Genomic DNA, 19,276 nt, shown 5'->3' with positions numbered 1-19,276 from the left:
TCCTGCATTGTTCCCCAGAACGGCCGATCAGCCCAGGGGTCGGCATAGCCTTCGGAGCATGGCCGATCCCGGCACCACGGTCTCCGTCGACGGACACCGCCTCACGCTGACCAATCTCGACAAGGTCATGTACCCGGAGACCGGCACGACCAAGGGCGACGTGATCGACTACTACGCGACCGTCGCCGACCGGCTCGTCCCGCTCGCCGAGGGGCGCCCCGCCACGCGCAAGCGCTGGGTGCACGGCGTCGGCACCGAGCGCGACCCGGGCTCGATGTTCTTCCAGAAGGACCTCGGCGCCGGAACGCCCTACTGGGTGCGCACGCGGGTGATCGAGCACAAGGACCACGACAACCGCTATCCCCTCGTCGACGACCGCGCGACCCTCGTCTGGCTCGCCCAGCTGGCGACCCTCGAGCTGCACGTGCCGCAGTGGCGCTTCGGCTACCGCGGCGGCCGCCAGGATCCCGATCGGCTCGTGCTCGACCTCGATCCCGGCGAGGGCGCCGGTCTGCCCGAGTGCGTCGAGGTGGCGAAGCTCGCGCGGGCGATCCTGCGGGATGTGGGGCTCGACCCGATGCCGGTCACGAGCGGCAGCAAGGGCATCCACCTCTATGCCGGTCTCGACGGCACCCGCTCGAGCGACGACATGAGCGCCTTCGCGCACGAGCTCGCGCGGGCGCTCGAGGCCGACCATCCCGACCTCGTCGTCAGCGAGATGCGCAAGGCGAAGCGCACCGGCCGCGTCTTCGTCGACTGGAGCCAGAACAACGGCAGCAAGACGACGATCGTGCCGTGGTCGCTGCGCGGAAGGCATCGGCCGACCGTGGCCGTGCCGCGCACCTGGCGCGAGCTCGGGATGGCGTCGCTGCGGCAGCTCGAGATCGACGAGGCGCGGGAGCGCGTCGCGAAGCGCGCGGATCCGATGGAGTCGCTGCAGGCCGGGCACGTCGAGCGGCGCCTCGGCGAGTACCGGGCGAAGCGGCGCGCCGGCGGCACGCCGGAGCCGTTCGGCGACGAGGCGCACCGCGCCCGACGCGACGCGGCCGGCGACGAGGGCGCGCCGATCTTCGTCGTGCAGGAGCACCACGCCACCCGGCTGCACTGGGACTTCCGGCTCGAGCACGGCGGCGTGCTCGTCAGCTGGGCGGTGCCCAAGGGCATCCCCGACGACCCCGGGCACAACCGCCTCGCGGTGCAGACCGAGGACCACCCGCTCGACTACGCCGACTTCGCCGGCGAGATCCCGAAGGGCGAGTACGGCGCGGGCTCCGTGCAGATCTGGGACCAGGGCACCTACGAGCTGGAGAAGTGGCGCGAGGGCGAGGAGGTCATCGTCACGCTGAGCGGCGACCGGGTCAGCGGGCGCTATGCCCTCATCCACACCGATGCCGATCAGTGGCTGCTGCACCGGATGAAGGAGCAGGCTGCCGAGGAGGGCGCGCGGGATGCGGCGCCGGCGTCGCCTCGAGCGCGCACCGCCAGCGCCGGACGGCACGGCACGGCCGGCGGTGGCAGCGGCGGCCGTGGCGACGGGGGACGTCGCGTCGGCGGCGTGAGCCCCATGCTCGCGACCGCCGGCACCCCCGATGACGTGCGCGACCGCCGCGCCGACCGCTGGGCCTTCGAGATGAAGTGGGACGGCGTGCGCGCTCTCGCCGAGGTGCGCGGCGGGCGCGTGACGCTGCGCTCGCGCAACGGGCTGGACCTGACGCCGACCTTCCCCGAGCTGCAGTCGCTCGCGGCGCTGGTCGACGGGGATGCCGTGCTCGATGGCGAGATCGTCGCCCTCGACGCGCGCGGGCGCCCGAGCTTCTCCCGACTGCAGCAGCGGCTCGGCCTGACCCGCGAGCGCGACGTCGCCGCGGCGCAGAAACGCGTCGCCGTCGCCGGCTTCCTCTTCGACGTGCTCGAGATCGACGGCGACGACCTGACGACGCTCCCCTGGGCCGACCGCCGCCGGCGACTGGAGGAGCTCGTCGCGGGCGACGACACGATCCAGGTGCCGCCGCTCGCCGGCGACGACCTCGAGCACGCGCTCGACGTGAGCCGCCGCCTCGGTCTCGAAGGCGTCATGGCGAAGCGACGCGACAGCGCATACCGCTCCGGCAAGCGCAGCGCCGACTGGCTGAAGCTCAAGCACCGGCGCACCCAGGAGGTCGTGATCGCCGGCTGGCGTCCCGGCACGGGAGCCCGCGCGGCCACGATCGGGTCGCTCCTCCTGGGCGTGCCCGACGGCGACGGGCTGCGCTATGTCGGCCGGGTCGGCACCGGGTTCCGCGAGCGCGACCTCGAGCGGATGCGCGACCGCTTCGAGAGCAAGGCCCGGAAGACCAGCCCGCTCCACGGGGTGCCGGACGAGGACGCGCGCGACGCGCAGTGGATCACGCCGGACCTCGTCGGCGAGGTCGAGTACGCCGAGCTGACCGGCGAGGGACGTCTGCGCCAAGCCGCCTGGCGGGGCTGGCGGCGTGACAAGGCCGTGGGCGACGTGATCGACGAGACGGGCGACCCGGTCATCGAGTGAGGCGCGGCCGGACCGCGCGCCCGCTGATCCCCCGCGTCAGCTCAGGTCAGATCCGACTCCGATCGCGGCGCTCCCCAGGCCCGCTCGTCGGCCGCGCGCTGCGCGTGCTGGATCGCCGCGAGGTCGACGACGCCGGTGACCGGCTGGATGCCCGACAGGCGCTCGGGCGACAGCACGCGCTGCACCTCGTCGCGCGACATGAGCTGCGCATCCACCACCAGATCGGCGATCGACGACTGCGTCGTCAGCGCGGTGTGCGCCAGAGCGGCCGCGGCGGCGTAGCCGATGTACGGCGTGAGCGCCGTGACGACGCCGACGTTGGTCTCGACCTGACGGGTCAGGCGGTCGGTGTTCGCCGTGATGCCGTCGATGCAGTTGACCCGCAGCGTGCGGCAGGCGTTCGTCATCCACGCGAGCGACTGCAGGATGCTGTGGGCGATCACCGGCTCGAAGGCGTTGAGCTGCAGCTGGCCGCCCTCGGCCGCCGCCGTGACCGTCGCGTCCGCGCCGATCACCGAGAACGCGACCTGGTTGACGACCTCGGGGATGACCGGGTTCACCTTGCCCGGCATGATCGACGATCCCGCCTGGCGCGGCGGCAGGTTGATCTCGCCGAGGCCCGCCTGCGGTCCCGAGGAGATCAGACGCAGGTCGTTGCAGATCTTCGAGAGCTTGACCGCGGCGCGCTTGAGCACGCCCGAGAGCGTCATGAACACGCCCGCGTCGCTCGTCGCCTCGATCAGGTCGGCGGCGGTCTGGAACGGGAGCTCGGTCAGCTCGACCAGGTGACGGCGCACCGCATCCGAGTAGCGCGGGTCGGCGGTGATGCCGGTGCCGATCGCCGTCGCGCCGAGATTCATCTCCGCCAGCCACGGGATGACCTCGCCGAGGCGCTCGTGGTCTTCGACCAGGGTGTGCGCGAAGCCCGTGAACTCCTGGCCGAGCGTCATCGGCACCGCATCCTGCAGCTGGGTGCGGCCGACCTTGAGGATGTGCTCGAACTCGCGGCCCTTCGCCGCGAAGGACTGCGCCAGCAGGCGGTGCTCGGCGAGCAGGCGCTGCAGGCCGAAGATCATCGCGAGCTTGATCGCAGTCGGGTAGACGTCGTTGGTCGACTGGCTGCGGTTGACGTCGTCGATCGGGTGCAGGCTCGCGTAGTCGCCGCGCGGACGCCCGAGGTGCTCGAGGGCGATGTTCGTCAGCACCTCGTTGCAGTTCATGTTCGTGCTCGTGCCCGCGCCGCCCTGGATCGCGCCGACGACGAACTGGTCGTGGTGCTCGCCGGCGAGCACGCGCTCGCAGGCCCACTCGATCGCGTCGGCCTTGGCCGGGTCGAGGGTGCCGAGCTCGCGGTTCGCGCGCGCCGCCGCCTGCTTGACCCGCGCGAGCGCCCGCACCAGATCGGGGTAGTTGCTGATCGCGCGGCGGGTGATCGGGAAGTTGACGAGCGCCCGCGCCGTGTGGATGCCCCAGTAGCTGTCAGCGGGGATCTGCAGCGATCCCAGCGAGTCCGACTCGGTGCGGGTCTCGGCCGCGGCGGCGAGCTCGTCGGCGGCGCGCTCGGGACCCGTGGTCTCGAAGTTCTCGTCGCCGCTGAGACGCTGCTCGTCGGAGGTAGGCGGATAGGTCATCGGATCACTCCTCGGAACACGGGTTCAGCCTGTCACAGGGCGCCGTCGCCCCGGCTGGGGATCAGCCGCCGTGCAGGGCGGGGACGATCAGGTAGATGCCGAACAGCACCGCGAGGCCGCACAGCACGTACATCGCGATCGACACCGGGCGGCGCCACGGAGCGGCGCCGTCGCCGAGCCGGAGCGCGAGCGAGAACAGCGTGACGATGATGCACGCCGCGATCAGGGCCGACACCGCGACCACGAAGAAGGCAGCCCAGTCGATCATGCCGTGCCCTTCCGCTTGCGGCGCTTCGGTCGCACGAAGACGCCCGGCTCGACCGTGTCGAGGTTCTTGTGGTCGACCGAGTCGCGGCGCGAGTAGAGGAAGATGCCGAGGATCGCGGCGGCGGCGAGAGCGGCGTCCAGGATGACCCCGCCGACGCCGAGGTGCGCGATCGCGGCCATGAGCGCGCCCACGGCACCGGCCGCCGGGATCGTCACGAGCCAGCCGAGCGCGATGCGCCCCGCCGTGCGCCAGCGCACCGAGGCGCCCTTGCGGCCGATGCCGACGCCGATCACGCCGCCCGAGGCGACCTGGGTGGTGGAGAGAGCGAAGCCGAGGTGGCTCGACGCCAGGATCGTGGCGGTCGTCGCCGACTCGGCGGCGAAGCCCTGCGCGGGCTCGACCTCGGTGATGCCCTTGCCGAGGGTGCGGATGATGCGCCAGCCGCCCGTGTAGGTGCCGAGGGCGATCGCCAGCGCGCAGATGATCACGACCCACAGCTCGGGGCCGCTGCCGACGGGCTGCAGACCGGCCGCGATCAGCGCGAGCGTGATGACGCCCATCGTCTTCTGCGCGTCGTTCGTGCCGTGCGCGAGCGAGACGAGGCTCGAGGTGAAGACCTGGCCGCGCTTGAACCCGTCGCGCTCGCGCTTGCGGGTGATGGCGTAAGCGATCTTCGTCGCCAGGAACGCGACGAAGCCCGCCAGCAGGGGCGCGAGGACCGCCGGGATCACGATCTTCGAGAGCAGCACGGCTCCGTCGATCGACTGGATGCCGGCGCCGACGATCGCGGCGCCGATCAGCCCGCCGAACAGCGCGTGGCTCGACGACGACGGGAGCCCCAGCAGCCAGGTGACGAGGTTCCAGACGATCGCGCCGATCAGACCGGCGAAGACCATCTCGGGCCCGATCTGGATGCCGCCCTCGCCCTCGCGGATCAGGCCGCCGGAGATCGTCTTGGCGACCTCGGTCGAGAGGAAGGCGCCGACGAGGTTGAGCACGGCGGCCAGAGCGACCGCGACCTTGGGTTTGAGAGCGCCCGTCGCGATGGGGGTCGCCATCGCGTTCGCGGTGTCGTGGAAGCCGTTCGTGAAGTCGAAGATGAGAGCCAGTGCGATGACCAGCGCGACCATGAGTGTGACGTCCACCGGAGACGACCTTTCCACCAAGGTGAACGGAGCACAACTCGGGGGTGAACATCGCGTGTCGTGAGGCTCTCTCGCGGACGACCGTTCTGTACCCCGGGCGCGGGTGCCCCGTTCTGGGCGTGTCCCCCGGGCATCCGGGATCCCTAGCCTGAACGCGGACGCACCCTCCCTCCGCAGCGTCCGGAAAGCATGCCCGTGCCCACACGCAGAACACTCGGCACGGTGGCGCTGAGCTCGCTCGGCACCGCCGCCGTCTCGTTCGCCGTCGTCGACGTGACGACGTCGATCCGACGGGGGTGCGCGTATGCCGTGACGGAGGCCTGCCGGCACGAGGCCGTGCCGGTCGCGGCGATCGTGTTCACGGTGATCGGCTTCGTCTGCGTCGCGATCGGGATCGTGCCGGCCGTGCTCTGGGTAGCGCATTCGATCCGCGCCGCGCACGAGCAGCCCGAAGACGACGACGCGGTGGCCGACGAGCACCGCCGCGCACTGCGCGACCCCGACGACCCGGTCCTCACCGACGATCTCGACCTCACGGGCGAGTCCTTCGACGACGACGGCTCGCGACCCGGACGGGGAGGGCTGCGCTCGTTCCTCTTCGGGGGCGACCGCTGGTGAGCCGCGCTGACGATCTCGGCGCCGCCCTCAGAGCCGCTCGAACGCCGTGACGCGCACGACCGCCAGTCCTGCGGCCGCCGACTCGCCGAGGTCGACCTCGGCCCGCAGGATCCAATCGTGGTCGCCCACCGGATCGGCGAGGGTCTGCCGCACCCGCCAGACGTCGGCCTCCTCGTCGATGTGGATCATCGCCGACGATCGCGCGTCGGCGTCGATCCCGATCGCGTCGTGCTCGTCGAAGTAGGCGTCGAGACCCGCCGGCCAGTCCACCGCATCGCCGAGCGCGACGAGCTCGTCGTCGGCCTGACGCGCCGCGAGCTGGATGCGGCGCCACAGCGCGTTGCGCACCATGGCCGTGAACGCGCGGCGGTTCTGCACGACGCTCGCCGGCGCCGGCGGACGGACGGGCTCGGCCGTCGCGGTCGTCGCCACGGCGACGCCGGGTTCCATCAGCTCCCGCCATTCGTCGACGAGCGAGGAGTCGACCTGCCGCACGAGCTCACCGAGCCAGTCGATGAGCTCGTGAACCTCGTCCGTCTTCGCCTCCTCGGGCACCGTCTGGCGCAGCGCCCGGTAGGCATCCGAGAGGTAGCGCAGCACGAGTCCCTCGCTGCGGCCGAGCTGGTGGAATGCGACGTACTCCGGGAAGGACATGCCCCGTTCCCAGAGGTCGCGCACGACCGACTTGGGTGACACGGCGAAGTCGCGTACCCAGGGCTGCGACGACGAGAACACCTCGAACGCCTCGCCGAGCAGCTGCTCGAGCGGCATCGGCCAGGTGATCTGCTCGAGCAGCTCCATGCGCTCCTCGTACTCGATGCCCTCGGCCTTCATGGCCGCGACCGCCTCGCCGCGCGCCCGGAACTGCTGCTGCGAGAGGATCGCGCGGGGGTCGTCGAGGGTCGCCTCGATCACGCTGACCACGTCGAGCGCGTAGCCGGGCGCGTCCATCTCGAGCAGCTCGAGCACCGCGAGGGCGAACGGCGACAGCGGCTGGTTCAGCGTGAAGTCGGGCTGCAGGTCGACCGTGAGCCGGATGCGCGCGGTGCCGTCGAAGCCGCCGCCCTCCTGCGCGACGACCTCCGAGGCGCGCAGCGTGCGGTAGATGCCGAGAGCACGGCGCGCGAGCGCCCGCTGCCGCTCGGGAGGCTCGTGATTGTCGAGCACGAGCGCGCGCACGTCGTCGAACACGCCGCGACCGTCGTCGCTCCCCCGGGCGATCACGTTGATGAGCATCGCGGCGGTGATCGCCATCGAGCTCTGCAGCGCCTCCGGCTCCGCCGCGCGCAGGCGATCGAGGCTGCCCGGACCCCAGCTGACGAAGCCGTCGGGAGCCTTCTTGCGCACGATCTTCTTCGCCTTGGCGGGATTCGCCGCCGCCTTCGCCGCGGCCTTGGCGTTCTCGATCTCGTGCTCCGGGGCGAGCACGACCACCTCGCCGGCCGTGTCGTAGCCGGCCCGGCCCGCCCGCCCCGCGATCTGATGGAACTCGCGCGCGCTCAGCTGCCGCATCCGGGTGCCGTCGAACTTGGTCAGCGCCGTCAGCAGTACCGTGCGGATAGGCACGTTGATCCCCACACCGAGCGTGTCGGTGCCGCAGATCACCTTCAGCAGGCCCTCCTGCGCGAGCGTCTCGACGAGGCGGCGGTACTTCGGCAGCATGCCCGCGTGGTGCACGCCGATGCCCGCGCGGATCAGCCGATTGAGGCTGGCGCCGAAGCCCGGGGCGAAGCGGAACCCGGCGATGGCCTCGCCGATGCGATCCCGATGCGCTCGATCGGCGACGCGCACGCTCGCCAGTGCCTGAGCGCGCTCGACGGCCGCCGCCTGCGAGAAGTGCACCAGATACGCCGGCGCCAGGCCGTCGGCGAGCAGCGACTCGACCTCCTCCTGCACGGGCGTCAGCTCGTAGCGGAAGTCGAGCGGCACGGGGCGCTCGACGCCGGTCACCAGGCCGACCTCGCGGCCGCTGCGCCGCTCGAGGTCGCCCGCGATCGCGCCGACGTCGCCGAGCGTCGCCGACATGAGCACGAAGCGCGCCCGCGTCAGCGTGATGAGCGGCACCTGCCAGGCCCAGCCGCGCTCGGGGTCGGCGTAGAAGTGGAACTCGTCCATCACGATCGTGTCGAAGGGCGCGTCGGCCCCCTGCCGCAGTGCCGCGTTCGCGACGATCTCGGCCGTGCAGCACAGGATGGGCGCATCCGGGTTGACCCGCGTGTCGCCCGTGATCATCCCGACCCGCTCGGCGCCGAACAGCTCGACGAGCGCGAAGAACTTCTCGCTCACGAGCGCCTTGATCGGCGCGGTGTAGACCGAGCGACGTTCCTGGGCGAGATCGATCGCGTGGGCCGCGATCGCGACGAGCGACTTGCCCGTGCCGGTCGGCGTGCTGAGGACCAGGTGCCGATCGAGCAGGAGCTCGAGCAGCGCGTCCTCCTGCGCGGGATAGAGCGCGAGACCGCGACCGGCGGCCCACGAGGCGAATCCCTCGGCGAAGTCGTCGGGATCCCAGGGGCCGGTCAGCAGGTCCGAGAGCACGTGTCGAGTCTGCCGCACCCCGGCGACGCTCGGTCGTCCGCGCTCATCGGACGGGGTTCCCGGCTCGTCGCCGGCGGCGTCAGGCTGTCCCCCGACGCCCGCGAAATGGGGGCACGCTGTCCCCCGCATGGGGCGTGCATCCCCCGTTCCCGAGCGCACAGCCCGCCCCTAGACTCCACATCCATAAGGACTGATCGGGTTCAGTCCGCGACGGGCGCCGCCCGTCGACACACCTGACGGGCGCGGTCCGTGCAGGACGATGACGCGAAGGGGAGCGTATCTGTGGCTGAGGGAGATGTTCGCGTTCCGGCGGGGTGGTATCCCGACCCGCTCGGACTGCCGCAGCTGCGCTGGTGGGACAACCACGCGTGGACGGAGTACACCTCCGACGCGCGTCAGCCCATGGTCGCGCAGGAGACCGTCACGCAGCAGGCGCGCCTGACGTACGCCGACGTCGACGACGTGGCCCCGGCCACCGACGCCGGCGCGACGCTGATCGCCGAGGAGCCGGCCAAGCCGACCCAGGAGGCGCTGCTCTCGCTCGAGGCCCCGGTCAAGGAGGCCATGGTCGAGGAGGAGCTGTCGCCCGCCGCGAAGTTCGCCGAGTTCGTGCCGTCGAACGCGCCGACCACGCCGGCCTTCGACCTCGACACCCGCTTCGACGACCTGCTCGGCGACGCGCTCTCGGCATCCCGCAGCGCCTTCTCGCATGTGAGCGAGGCGTCGCAGAGCTTCGTGCCGGCCGCCGCCGACGATGCCGACGTGCCGCTCGCCGCGACGACCGCCAAGGGCTCGACCTCGACCGGACCGGCCTGGGTCATCGCCATGACGCCGCTCTACGTGCTGCTCGTGACGATGTTCTTCCTCGTCTCGAACAGCGGCGGCACGCTGCAGCTGATCATCAGCCTGGTCGTGCCGTACCTCGGCTCGATCGTGCTCGCCTTCTTCGACTGGAAGATCCTGCGCGACCGCGGCCACCGCCCGGCGCACTGGGCCTTCTCGGTTCTCAGCGGCCCGGTCTACCTGATCGCCCGCTTCGTCGCCCTCGTGCGTCGCACGGGTCGCGGCTTCGGCCCGATCCTCGGGCTCCTCGCCTTCGCCGCAGCCAACCTGGTCGCGGTCGTGGCGGTTCCCGGCCTGATCATCTCCCTCGCCCCCGGCGCCTTCGCCGACCAGGCCGAGCAGTCGATCACGGCCAGCGCCAAGGCCTTCGGCGCCGACATCATCGTCAGCTGCCCCGAGGAGGTTCCGACGATCGTCGGCGACGGGATGATCTGCAAGGCCAAGAACAAGGCCTCCGACCCGATCGGCTGGGGCATCAACGTCAGCCTGCAGCGGGCGAACGGCTGGTTCACCTGGCAGGTCGACAACTGGGGCATCTACAGCTTCGACCAGGACGCGCAGGGCTGAGCGCCATGAGCGACCAGGAGATCCGCGTCGTGCCGGCCGGCTGGTACGAGGACCGCGACGACAGCAGCCTCGTGCGCTGGTGGAACGGCCTCGACTGGACGTCGCACACCGCCCCCAAGCCGGACCGCGTCGTCAGCGACGCCGCCGGCGCCTGAGGCACCAGCAGCTCTGACCCCGATGGGCACCCCGGATGCGTTCCGCGGGTGCCCATCGTCGTCTCCCCCGGCGCGGGCGCGTCGGCATCCTCTCCGCGCACGCCGACCGTGAGCACCCGTCACTGTCCCCCTCTCGGGGTGAGGCGGTGGGAGGCCCCGGATTCCTAGACTTCAGGGGTACTCGTGCGGCCAGGGGGGACGCAGGGGACGAGCTGGGGGAACAGGCATGACCGACATCGCGAGCGCACGGCCGCGAGCCGGGTGGTACGACGATCCGACCGACGCCACGGGCCTGCGGTGGTGGGACGGCGTCATCTGGACCGACAACGCCATGCCCAAGCCCTCGGGCGCGCCCGTCGCGGTGGCGCCGCCGCTCGGCAGCGCCTACTCCGTCGACGACGGCCGCCCGGCCGCGTCGTCGCGGCGTGCGGCCCGACAGGCCGCTCGCGAGGCCGCGCGCACCGCCGACCCCTCGGGCGTCGAAGCACCCGCCGAGCCGCTGGCGCGCGTGACGCCGCTGCACCCGGCGCCCGCCGATGCGGCGCCGACGGTCGCATCCACTCCCGATCCTGCTCCCGGCGACGCCGGCGCGGGGCACGGTGAACCGCAGGCGGTCGTCCCGCCGTCGGCGGCTCCCGTCGCCGCGCCGCCGACCTCGCGCGCCCAGCTCGGCCCCGTGCCCGACGCCGTCTTCGCTCCCGGGCCCGTCGACGTCGCCGTCGCGCCCCCGGCCCTGCCCAGCTTCGCCGACTTCCTCGCCTCCGCCGAGGCCGCGGCCGAGCGCGCCGCTCCCGACTACTCGCGCATCCCGCAGCCGGGCGAGCTCGTCGCCGACCCGACGCCGGGCACCGCCGTGCTCGATCCGGCGGCGACCACGACTGGTCCTTCCGGCGGCGCCGCACCGGTCGCCGAGGCGCGCGCGGCGGTGCCGAAACGGGCCGTGGGGGCCGTCGCGGCCCCGATGACGGCGCCGGCACCGGTGGTGGAAGCGGCCCCGGCTCCGGCCGCCGCGCCCGTCGTCTCACCGGAGACGGCTCCCGTCGTGCCGAGCACCGCATCCCCGATCACCGTCAGCGAGCCCGCTGTCGCTCCGCCGGCCCGACGCGAGGTCGCCGCGATCGCGCCGCGTCAGCCCGCCGCGGTCGCGGTCGCCCCCGCGGCTCCGGCTGCCGCCCCGGCTCCGGACGCCGCACCTGCTGCTCCGGCCGCGCCCGCATTCAATCCCGACTTCGCGCCCGACGGCAGTCCGCTCCCGGCCCCGGCGAGTGCGCTCCCGCCGCTGCCGATGCCCGTCCCTCTCCCGAGCGCCCCCTCGGTCGGCCCCTCGCGCCCGGCAAACGACTGGTGGCGCGGGCTCATGCCGACGGGCTCGGTGACGACCTCGGCCGTGCTGCTGGCGCTCGCGCCGGTCGCCGCGACGGTCGTGCCGATCGGCGCCCTCGGCTTCGCGGTCGAGCTGCCCGATCTGGCCGTCGCGCTCCTGGCCCTGCCCGTGCTGCTCGTCGTCGCGCCGATCGTGTTCGCCGCCGTCGACCGCAGCCGTCTGCGCGGGATGGGCTGGGCCGAGCAGGCGAGTGCCGCCTGGGCCGTGCTCGGTCCGTTCTGGTACCTGATCGCGCGTCAGCACACGCTGCGCAAGCAGGGCGCCCGCACGCTGCCGTTCACGGTCACCACGCTGCTCATGCCGCTCGTGTCGGTCGGCACGACCGCAGCGCTGCTCTGGTTCTTCCAGCACGACATCCTGGTCTGGGCGCTCACGCTCCAGGTGCGCCTGGCCTGAGCCGGATGCGCGGGCTACCGTCGTCGGCATGACCGGGCTCACGCGCATCCACGCGGTCGTGACCGGGCGGGTGCAGGGCGTCGGCTTCCGCTGGGCGACCCTCGAGACGGCCGAGCGCCTCGGCCTCGCCGGCTGGGTGCGCAACCGCGCCGACGGCAGCGTCGAGCTGGAGGCGCAGGGCTCGCCGGCCGCGCTGGACCAGCTGCGCGCCTTCCTCGCCGAGGGGCCCTCCTGGGCGCGCGTCGACGGCGTCGCGGTCGAGGAGCGAGCGGTGCGCGAGGGCGACGCGGGCTTCACCGTGCGCTGACCCGCCTTCGTGGCGACTCCGACACCACACCGACACCGACGCCTGCGCCGACGGCGAGCAGACAGCCCCGGTACCCTCACCGCCCGCCCGCCTAAGCTCGTCAGACCATGCGCGTGCTCCTGATCCGTCACGGCGAGACCCCCCTCAACGTCGCCGGGGTGCTCGACGCGGTCGTGCCGGGGCCGGGGCTGACGGACCTCGGGCGACAGCAGGCGGCCGCACTGCCTCGCGCACTCGCCGGGGAGCCGGTGGATGAGGTGCGCTGCTCGTCGATGGTCCGCACCTGCGAGACCGCCGAGCCGCTCGCGCGGGATCGCGGACTCCGGCCCGTCCTGCTCGACGGCGTGCAGGAGATCGAGGCCGGCGCTCTGCAGGGGCGCGACGACCGCGCCGCGATCGGGCGCTATCTGACGACCGTGCACGCCTGGAGCGACGGCTCTCTCGCGCCGCGCATCCCGGGCGGACCGGACGGGCGGGAGTTCCTCGCCCGATTCGATGCGGCGCTGGCTCGTCTCGACGCCGAACGCCGGACGGCGGGACTCCATGGCGCCGTCGCCGTGGTCACGCACAGCGCGGCGATCCGGGTCTGGTGCGCCCGGCGTGCGCGCAACCTGCCCGCGGACTTCTCGGCGCGGCAGCCCCTCGCGAACACGGCCGTGGTCGCGGTCGAGGGCTCCGCCGACGACGGCTGGATCATCACCGACTGGGCGGGGTCGCCGGTCGCCGCGCCCCCGTCACGCGGAGCCGATCCGATGGGCGAGCCGCTCGCCGATCTCGACTGAGATCGCGGGCGCGCGGGTCAGCGCTCGTCGTCGCCGAGCCCGAGCATCGCGCCCAGGTCGCTCTGCTCACCGCAGAGCCCGCTGAGCGGTGCCGGTGCGGTGTCGTCGCCGAGGGCGATGTGTGCGATCGTCGTCATGATGGTCTCCGCCGATGACGGTAGGCGGGCCCGGCAGGGCCCCGCGCGTCCGTCTTCGGGTGGCGCCCGCGACGAGGGGCACCCGAACCGGGGAGGTCGCCGCGTCAGCCGCCGGGCCGACGCCGGGAGGAGAACGTGAGCGACACGACGCCAGCACCCGAGCTCGACGCGCACGCCTGGGCGGCGCTCGGCGAGTGGATGCGCACCCAGCGCTGGTTCGCCGCGAAGGGCTCCACGCCCCGGCTGCGCCAGGTGAGCCGCATCGATCACCCGAGCGACCCGGACGGCGCCGCCGCCCTGACCCTGCTGCTCGCCGACGACGCGGACCCACGGCATCCCGTCTACCAGGTCGGCCTCGTCGCCCGGCCGTCCACCGCGACCGAGCACGTCGTGGCCCGCGCCCCCGGGGTCGCCCTCGCCGACGGCGCGCGCGACCCGGCCTTCGCCGAGGCCCTCGTGGCGCAGCTCTCCGCGGGCGGCGCCGCGCTCGGCGACGTTCCGCGCTCCCCCGCCGTCGTGTTCGCCGGCGAGCAGTCGAACACCTCGCTCGTGATCCCGCGCGCCGGCGACGTCGACCTCGTGCTCAAGCTGTTCCGCGTGGTGCACCACGGCGAGAACCCCGAGATCGAGCTGCAGCGGGCGCTCAGCGACGCCGGGTCGGCCGTGGTGCCGCGGTTCTTCGGGGCGCTCGCGGCGGAGTGGACCGACGCCGCCGGCGCCCTCGGCCGCGGCGACCTGGTGGTCGCCCAGGAGTTCGTCAGCGGGGCGATCGACGGCTGGGCGCACGCGACGCGCGCCGCGGCCTCCGGCAGCGACTTCTCCGAGGCCGCTCGCGCCCTGGGCCGCGTCACCGCGGAAGCCCACGCGGTGCTCGCGCGCGAGCTGGGCGTCACCGAGGCGGGCGACGACGACGTCTCCGCGCTCATGGCGGTCTGGGACGCGCGACTCGAGGCGGCGGCCCGCGTCGCGCCGCAGCTCGCGCCGCATCTGGCCGCGATCCGCGGCCGCTACGCCGCGGCGGCCTCCGTTCCCTGGGGGCCGCTGCAGCGCATCCACGGCGACCTGCACCTCGGACAGGCGCTGCTCGCTCCCGATGGCCGCTGGCTGCTGATCGACTTCGAGGGCGAGCCCCTGCGCACGTTGGCCGAGCGCACCCGACCCGAGCCGGCCCTGCGCGATGTCGCCGGGATGCTGCGCAGCTTCGACTACGCCGCCGCCGCGCACGGCGGCGCGGGCCGAGCCTGGGCCGAGTCGGCGCGCGCGGCGTTCCTCGCCGGGTACGCCGACGAGGTCGGCACGGCCCCCGCGCCGACCGAGCTGCTGGCCGCCCTCGAGCTCGACAAGGCGGTCTACGAGGTGAGCTACGAGGCCGGCAACCGCCCCGACTGGATCGGCATCCCGCTCGCCGCGGTCGCGCGGATCGCGGCCGTCGGCGAGGCCTGATCGCGGCGACGCGCCGGCTCTCCCAGCCATCCCGGAGGCGCTGTCCCCCGAAGGGGGGATATAAAGGGGGACATGCAGAGCACTCTGGACCGCATCTCGGAGTGGATGTCCCGACAGTCCTGGTATCTGCCGAACGGCGACGCCCGCCCGCGCCTGCGCGAGCTGGCGGAGATCTTCCTGCCCTCGGCCGATCCGACCGCCCGCGTGCGCGTGCTCGTCGTCGCCGACGACGCCCGTGACGACGGGATGCTCTACCAGGTGCCCGTCGTCGAGCGCGATGTCGCGCCCGACCCCTCCGACCCGCGCTGGATCGGCCGCGGCTACGGCGGCGCCGCGCTCTTCGACGGCGTCGGCGACACCGCCTATGCGGCGGCCCTGCTGGCCGGCATGCACGAGGCCGGGACCCTCATCGACCCCGACGACGATCGCTTCGTCGTGCGGTGCGAGGCGGTTCAGGATGCGGGTCCCCGAGCCCGGCTCTCGGTGCAGGTCTACGGCCGCCCCGAGATCGACGTGACCGTGTACCGCCAGCTGCTGCCGGGACCGCATCCGGATGCCGCCGCCGCCGAGCAGCTGACGGATGCCGCGGTGCGCCCCCGCCTGGTCGGCACCCTGCGCGCGACCTGGACCGAGGACGACGACTGGGTCGAGACCGCCCACCTGGCCCTCGCCGAGCAGACCGAGACCGGGAGCATCGACGGCTGGACGCATCTGATCGGCGCCGCGCGGGCCGGTCGCGACGTGCGCGACGACGTGCGCGCGATGGGCGCCGCCGTCGCCCGCATGCACGCCGGACTGCGCGACACCGCTCGGCCGCTCGTCGCGGCCGAACGCGAGCGCACGCTCGCCGCCTGGCGCACCCGCCTGCTCGCCGCGAGCCACCGCATCCCCGATGTGGCGATGCTCGCCCCCGCCGCGCAGCGTCTGCTCGACGACGCCGAGGACGCCGCCTGGCCCGCTCTGCAGAGCGTGCACGGCAGCCTCGAGCTCACCGCCCTGCGCCGTACCCCCGACGGCGAGTGGCGCATCGCCGACCATGGCGGCGCCGCGCCGGTGCCCGCTGACGACCGCGCCGATCTCCCCGGCCGCGACATCGCGGCCGTGCTGCGGTCGATCGACTACGCGGCCGGGCTCGCGCAGGCCGGCGACGGCTGGGCGGCCGAGGTGCGGCAGTCGTTCCTCGAGGGCGCCGGCGTCGCGGAGGACGACGCGCTCGTGCGGGCGATGCAGCTCGACCTGGGGCTCTTCGACGCGGTCTCCGAGCAGCGCATGCGCCCCGAGCACCTGCACATCCCGCTCGGCACGATCGCAGTCGCGGTGGGCGCCGTCACGGTGGGCGACGAGCTGACCGCGGCCTGAGTCGCCCGTCCGGAGCACTCCCCCTCCGGCAGGCCCTGTTCGCACGTGGCCGGGAGCGGTCACGGCGCCGACCGTGCGCCTGGGTACGCTGGGGTCATGGCGCGGGATCGAGCGAGACTCAGGAGACGCGCCGTCATCGCCGCCGTCGCCGGAGCGCTCGCTCTCGGCGTCGTGCTCGTGATCGCCCTCGGCGGTCTCGACGAGGACGAGGGCCGCGCCGTCGAGAGCTACTCACTCGGCGATCGCATCGAGGTCGGCGACTTCGTCACGGTCGTCGACGCCGTCACGGTGTCGCGCTACCGCCTCGGGACCGAGAGCGAGGCGAGCGACGGACGCCTCTGGCTCACCGTGACCGCCACCCAGACCAACCTCACCGAGGCTCCGATGTTCCTCGGCCGGGTCCGGATCGGCGTGAACTACGGCAGCGCCCTCACGCAGGCGACCGAGACCACCACCGTCGACCGCGCGCTCGGCGGCGCCGCCGCGGCTCCCCTGCAGCCGGGGGTCGCGACCCGCCTGCTCTACGTCTTCGAGATCCCCGACGACATCGACGCGAGGGATGCGGTGGTCGGGGTGTACCGCACCGATCGGGTCTACGGCGATCCCGTGTTCGGCGACACGTCCTACGGCTCGCCGTATCCGGTCGGCCGCATCGCCGTCGACGAGATCGAGCGGCGCGCATGAGCCGGCCGGTGCTCGCGAACCGTCCGCTGCGCATCCTCGTGGCCCTGGCGCTGCTCGCCGTCGGAATGTTCGCCGCCGCGACCGCGCCGAGCGGCGACGACGGCGTGCCGGCCGAGTTCCTGGTGCGCGCCGAGCCCGGCGAGGTCGTGACGACTCGGCTGCTGCACAGCCGGCTGGACGGCGCGCAGATCGCCCGGTCGGTCACCACGACGGGATGGCGCGCCGAGCAGGTGCGCACGACCGGTCGCTGGGTGGTCGTGACGCTCACGCTGCAGACCCGCGACTCGAGCGAGGGGATCTCGTCGTCGCTGCTCGTGATCGACGGCGTCGAGTACTCCAGCTACACCGGCTTCGACGGCGACCTCTCGAAGTACGGCGAGGGTCCCGGCGTCGCCCAGCGCGGCGCGATCGCGTTCGAGGTGCCCGCGGCCGCCCTCGAGACCTCCGGCGCCGAGCACGCCGAGGTGCGTCTGCAGACGCAGGTCGCCCCCAAGCTCGATGACGTGCCCGTGTTCACCGTCGACCTGGCCAGCGCCTCCCGGGTGGACGATCTCGAGCTCCCCGAGCCCGAGCTGGTGAAGGCGCTGGCGCCGTGAGGGCCGCGATCACGGCGTGGGCCCGACGCAACGGCCTCGCGCTCGGCGTGCTCGTCGTCACCGCGGGCGCGATGGTCTGGCTCGTCGGCTTCGAGCCGCTGCTCCCCTCCGACTCCCCCGCCCAGCGCACTCAGCGGGTCGCGACCGGCGACAGCATCGAGCAGCAGGGCTCGACCTTCGAGGTCACGAAGGCCGGCTTCTTCACGCGCGACAGCGACAACGCCGTCGACGTGCCCGCGGGCTACGCGCTGCTCGGCGTGCTCCTGCCGATCACGCCCGGCGCTGACGCCGCGGCCGAACCCGGCACCTGCGACATCCGTCTCGTGGCGCCGCGCGTCGACGGCGGACGCGGCGACCGCACCTGGACCACCGTCGTCAATCCGGCGCAGTACGACTACGGCCTCTCGACCGGCACGACCACCTACTGCACCTTCAGCGACGACGGCGACAAGGCCGTCTTCGAAGGTGTCTTCCTCGTACCCGACGACGTCTACGACGAGGCGCGCGTGCAGGTGACGTTCACGGCGCCGAAGGCCGAGGACTTCCGTCAGTCGATCTACCTGTTCGAGCTGCCGTCCGACCCGCTCGGCTGAGGGGCGGGATGCGCGGCAGCCGCTGCGGCGACAGGTCGCCCGTGCGCCGTCGCCACCAGCGCCCGATCACCTGATCGAAGACCGCCGCGAGCAGCGCGACGCGGATCGGCTCGGTCACCAGGCCGAGGGCGACGGACACGTTGTGGTACGCGTCGCGCGCATAGGGGAGCTCATGCGGGCCGATCAGCACGAGCGTGCCGCGGAACAGCCACTGGTGCGCCGCGTAGAGCAGTCCTGACAGCGCCATCAGCACGACGAGGATGCGCGCGCGGGTGCCGAGGATCATCCGGCCGCTGATCAGCACCGGCTCGGCCGTCTCGTACCAGAGCCGCACCGAGCTGCGGATCGACCGCTGCACGAAGCGCGGCAGCGCGGCCAGTCGGACGCGCAGCCGCGCTTCGACCCGCACCGGCATGAGCCGCTCGTGGCGTGACTCGGCGATCGCCCGCGTGTAGATCACGCCCGCGATCAGCAGCCACGCGAGCGGCAGCACGATCACCTGCAGCACGAGCGGCACGGCGCCGTCGATGCCGCGGAACACGACCTCGAGACCCGACCAGACATCTTCGAGCCCGGCCCGCGCCTCCTGCACGGCCACGACGATGCGCCGCGATCCGAACCAGCCGCCCACGTCGCCGAGCACGGCCGTGAGGCCGCCGACGGCGACGAAGATCCAGGTCGCCTCGAGGTAGATCTCGATGACCGAGAAGAACGCGGGCAGCCGCTCGCTGAAGCGGTCGACCAGGATGCGCAGCACGAACGCGACGACGACGACCGCCGCGACGACCGGCCCGCTGCCGGGATCGAGCACGTAGCGGCCCGATCCGAAGCTGTAGTAGAAGGCGGTCACGGCGTAGTCGGCGAGGTCCTCGGCGACGCCGCCGATCAGCGCGTAGAGCACGAAGAACGGCACGATCGACGAGAACAGCACGTCGCCGAACTCCCGGGCCCGCTCGCGGAGCGTCGGCGGGATGCCTCCGCCCGGCACGGCGAGGTACTCGCGCATGGCGCCGCGCGCCACCAGGAACATGCCGACGAAGGCGACCAGGCGGGCGAGCACCGCGATCGGCAGGAACAGCAGCGGGAGCAGGCCGCTGTCGAAGGAGAGCGGCGCCGCCAGCGAGATCACGAGGTAGCGCACCAGCTCGCCGGCCAGATACCAGGCCATGAGCGCCGGCAGCGAGCGCGCGAGGATCCGGAGCAGATCGGCGAGCGTGCGGCGCATCCTCCGATGCTAACGGGCGCTCAGCTCTCGGCCTCGCCGCGCACGGGTCGGCGCCCGCATGCGGGCAGTGCGGAGCGC

Annotated in this window: 17 protein-coding genes; 12 read left to right on the top strand and 5 right to left on the bottom strand. The window is 73.2% G+C overall.

Going from position 1 to position 19,276, the window contains the following annotated elements:
* The first annotated feature begins 58 nt into the window (after positions 1-58).
* The gene (locus FJ658_RS11650; protein ID WP_141145555.1) at positions 59-2,527 is read left to right on the top strand and encodes an ATP-dependent DNA ligase; all 2,469 of its coding nucleotides are present in this window, start codon (positions 59-61) and stop codon (positions 2,525-2,527) included.
* A 41-nt stretch (positions 2,528-2,568) separates the two neighbouring features.
* On the opposite strand, the gene FJ658_RS11645 is transcribed toward FJ658_RS11650, so the two are convergent.
* The 3 genes from FJ658_RS11645 to FJ658_RS11635 form a co-directional block, all read right to left on the bottom strand.
* The gene (locus tag FJ658_RS11645; RefSeq protein WP_141145554.1) at positions 2,569-4,158 is read right to left on the bottom strand and encodes an aspartate ammonia-lyase; all 1,590 of its coding nucleotides are present in this window, start codon (positions 4,156-4,158) and stop codon (positions 2,569-2,571) included.
* Positions 4,159-4,219: 61 nt separating this feature from the next.
* The gene (locus FJ658_RS11640) at positions 4,220-4,426 is read right to left on the bottom strand and encodes a hypothetical protein (RefSeq protein WP_141145553.1); all 207 of its coding nucleotides are present in this window, start codon (positions 4,424-4,426) and stop codon (positions 4,220-4,222) included.
* A complete protein-coding gene (locus tag FJ658_RS11635) occupies positions 4,423-5,571 on the bottom strand; it encodes an inorganic phosphate transporter (protein WP_141145552.1) in 1,149 nt (382 codons plus the stop codon). Before FJ658_RS11635 ends, FJ658_RS11640 begins: the two co-directional genes overlap by 4 nt.
* 195 nt (positions 5,572-5,766) lie before the next feature.
* Between FJ658_RS11635 and FJ658_RS11630 the strand changes: the two genes are divergently transcribed.
* Positions 5,767-6,189 (top strand): hypothetical protein, encoded by a 423-nt coding sequence (locus FJ658_RS11630; RefSeq protein WP_141145551.1) that lies wholly within the window; start codon positions 5,767-5,769, stop codon positions 6,187-6,189.
* Positions 6,190-6,216: 27 nt separating this feature from the next.
* On the opposite strand, the gene FJ658_RS11625 is transcribed toward FJ658_RS11630, so the two are convergent.
* Positions 6,217-8,856: an RNA helicase gene (locus FJ658_RS11625; RefSeq protein ID WP_141145550.1), complete on the bottom strand. Its 2,640-nt coding sequence runs from the start codon at positions 8,854-8,856 to the stop codon at positions 6,217-6,219.
* Between the two features lie 153 nt (positions 8,857-9,009).
* Between FJ658_RS11625 and FJ658_RS16660 the strand changes: the two genes are divergently transcribed.
* The 10 genes from FJ658_RS16660 (at position 9,010) to FJ658_RS11575 (ending at position 17,973) form a co-directional block, all read left to right on the top strand.
* Entirely contained in the window at positions 9,010-10,137 is a 1,128-nt protein-coding gene (locus FJ658_RS16660) for a DUF2510 domain-containing protein (protein WP_219995769.1), read from the top strand.
* A 5-nt stretch (positions 10,138-10,142) separates the two neighbouring features.
* Positions 10,143-10,292 carry a DUF2510 domain-containing protein gene (locus FJ658_RS11615; protein ID WP_141145549.1) on the top strand — a complete coding sequence of 50 codons (150 nt, stop codon included), beginning with the start codon at positions 10,143-10,145 and terminating at the stop codon, positions 10,290-10,292.
* Positions 10,293-10,518: 226 nt separating this feature from the next.
* The gene (locus tag FJ658_RS11610) at positions 10,519-12,072 is read left to right on the top strand and encodes a DUF2510 domain-containing protein (RefSeq protein ID WP_141145548.1); all 1,554 of its coding nucleotides are present in this window, start codon (positions 10,519-10,521) and stop codon (positions 12,070-12,072) included.
* Positions 12,073-12,100: 28 nt separating this feature from the next.
* Positions 12,101-12,379, top strand: a complete 279-nt coding sequence (locus tag FJ658_RS11605) for an acylphosphatase (RefSeq protein ID WP_141145547.1) — start codon at positions 12,101-12,103, stop codon at positions 12,377-12,379.
* Positions 12,380-12,486: 107 nt separating this feature from the next.
* Positions 12,487-13,161 carry a histidine phosphatase family protein gene (locus tag FJ658_RS11600; RefSeq protein WP_141145546.1) on the top strand — a complete coding sequence of 225 codons (675 nt, stop codon included), beginning with the start codon at positions 12,487-12,489 and terminating at the stop codon, positions 13,159-13,161.
* A gap of 272 nt (positions 13,162-13,433) precedes the next feature.
* Positions 13,434-14,741: a phosphotransferase gene (locus tag FJ658_RS11595; RefSeq protein ID WP_141145545.1), complete on the top strand. Its 1,308-nt coding sequence runs from the start codon at positions 13,434-13,436 to the stop codon at positions 14,739-14,741.
* A gap of 72 nt (positions 14,742-14,813) precedes the next feature.
* Complete coding sequence (locus FJ658_RS11590) at positions 14,814-16,100, top strand: hypothetical protein (protein ID WP_141145544.1); 1,287 nt, start codon at positions 14,814-14,816, stop codon at positions 16,098-16,100.
* 96 nt (positions 16,101-16,196) lie between these two features.
* The gene (locus tag FJ658_RS11585; protein ID WP_141145543.1) at positions 16,197-16,784 is read left to right on the top strand and encodes a hypothetical protein; all 588 of its coding nucleotides are present in this window, start codon (positions 16,197-16,199) and stop codon (positions 16,782-16,784) included.
* The gene (locus FJ658_RS11580) at positions 16,781-17,380 is read left to right on the top strand and encodes a DUF4352 domain-containing protein (protein WP_141145542.1); all 600 of its coding nucleotides are present in this window, start codon (positions 16,781-16,783) and stop codon (positions 17,378-17,380) included. Before FJ658_RS11585 ends, FJ658_RS11580 begins: the two co-directional genes overlap by 4 nt.
* Complete coding sequence (locus tag FJ658_RS11575) at positions 17,377-17,973, top strand: hypothetical protein (RefSeq protein ID WP_141145541.1); 597 nt, start codon at positions 17,377-17,379, stop codon at positions 17,971-17,973. The genes FJ658_RS11580 and FJ658_RS11575 overlap by 4 nt, the downstream gene beginning before the upstream one ends.
* Here the strand turns inward: FJ658_RS11575 and FJ658_RS11570 are convergent.
* Positions 17,900-19,198 (bottom strand): hypothetical protein, encoded by a 1,299-nt coding sequence (locus FJ658_RS11570; RefSeq protein WP_141145540.1) that lies wholly within the window; start codon positions 19,196-19,198, stop codon positions 17,900-17,902. The two genes, FJ658_RS11575 and FJ658_RS11570, sit on opposite strands and share 74 nt — an antisense overlap.
* Positions 19,199-19,276: the final 78 nt, after the last annotated feature.

Source organism: Schumannella sp. 10F1B-5-1 (assembly GCF_006517535.1).
Lineage (GTDB): Bacteria > Actinomycetota > Actinomycetes > Actinomycetales > Microbacteriaceae > Schumannella.
The sequence above is the reverse complement of the archived record's forward strand: the minus strand, read 5'-3'. Positions and strand labels throughout refer to the sequence as shown.